The sequence below is a fragment of the Citreicoccus inhibens genome (assembly GCF_019039035.1).
Lineage (GTDB): Bacteria > Myxococcota > Myxococcia > Myxococcales > Myxococcaceae > Citreicoccus > Citreicoccus inhibens.
The window spans coordinates 1-1,223 of sequence record NZ_JAHNZT010000120.1 but is presented as its reverse complement, the minus strand read 5'-3'; the positions used below and the strand labels follow the sequence as shown (position 1 = coordinate 1,223).

Below are 1,223 nucleotides of genomic sequence, written 5' to 3'. Positions count from 1 at the left end.
CTAAACGACGAACCGTGATTCTCGAATGGTCTCATGCTGCGCGTCGAGTGGGAGCGACGCGCAGCAGCGGACTTGACGTCTGTTGCGCGTTGCGCGCTTCCAGGTAGGCATCCACCTCGGCCATGAGTGCCGACATCTTCTTGCACCGGTGGTTGCGGGTGACGTTGGCGTGCACGTCCCACCAGACCCGCTCGATGCGGTTGCCCTCGGGGCAGTACGGCGGAAGGAAGTGCAGCACCACGCGCTCGCCCATCTGCACCAAAACCTTCTTCGTCTGACTGCTCGAGTGGGTGGCCGCATTGTCCAGGATGAAGTGCAGGCGCCTGGCCGTGGGGTAGGCGTTGCTCACCGCGCGTACCAGTTCGATGAAAAGGGCGCTCGTCTTCCGCTCCCCCTTCACCCACGTCAGCTCGCCTGTACGTGAGTTGAGCGCTCCGGCCACGTATCGCTTCTGGTTGTTGCCTGGAGTTACGAGTTCCCGCCGCTCTCCAGGCAGCATCCAATCGGGCCCCACCTTGGGGTTGAGATGCACGTCCATCTCGTCCTCGTAGAAGACGGGCTCCTCGGGCCGGGCGTAGGCCGCCCGGCACTTCAGTTGCCAAATCCGCTCTTGCCGCTGGCGCGCGGGCCAGGGGCAGCGCACTACGGGGCGGGGCCGCTTCAGCCGCGCGCCCACCGACGCCAGGGCGCGTCCCATGGTGGTAGGCGAGACGCGCACTCGGCCTCGTCTCTCCACCTCGCGAGCCAACAGCTCGCGTGTCCATGTGCTGCGCCGCCACCCAGACTGCTGCGGTGTGCCCCTCAACACCCGGCAAAGCGTTGCTCGGAAACGCGCGTCCACCTTGCGCTGTCCATTGCGAGCGCGCCGGTCCACCAGCCCTTCACGTCCACTCTCGAAGTAGCGCTGCACAGCGGCCACCACGGTGGAGGTGGCGCACAGCAACTCCCGTGCGGCCTGCGCTCGCGACTGGCCACCAGCCACCTTGGCCACCGCCATGCTCCGTCGCAGGGTGAGAGGGCAGCCAGTCCTCTCTCCCCATCGAATCAGACGCCTGCGGTCACGACTGCACAGGCGCAATTGTTCCCCTCCCTGAGGCAGGGCTCGCTTCTTCTTCTGGTACTTGCTCACACAGGGCCGAACGGAGTGGGTTCCTGCCGCTTCCCCACTCGTCCAGCGCCTGCCTACCCTCCGGGCCGATCGGGAATCACGCCTCGTCGTTTAG

General features: G+C 66.1%; 1 protein-coding gene. It reads right to left on the bottom strand.

The features are described from left to right. Nucleotides 1-31: 31 nt before the first annotated feature. Complete coding sequence (locus KRR26_RS36515; protein WP_217082195.1) at nucleotides 32-997, bottom strand: IS630 family transposase; 966 nt, start codon at nucleotides 995-997, stop codon at nucleotides 32-34. Nucleotides 998-1,223 lie beyond the last annotated feature (226 nt).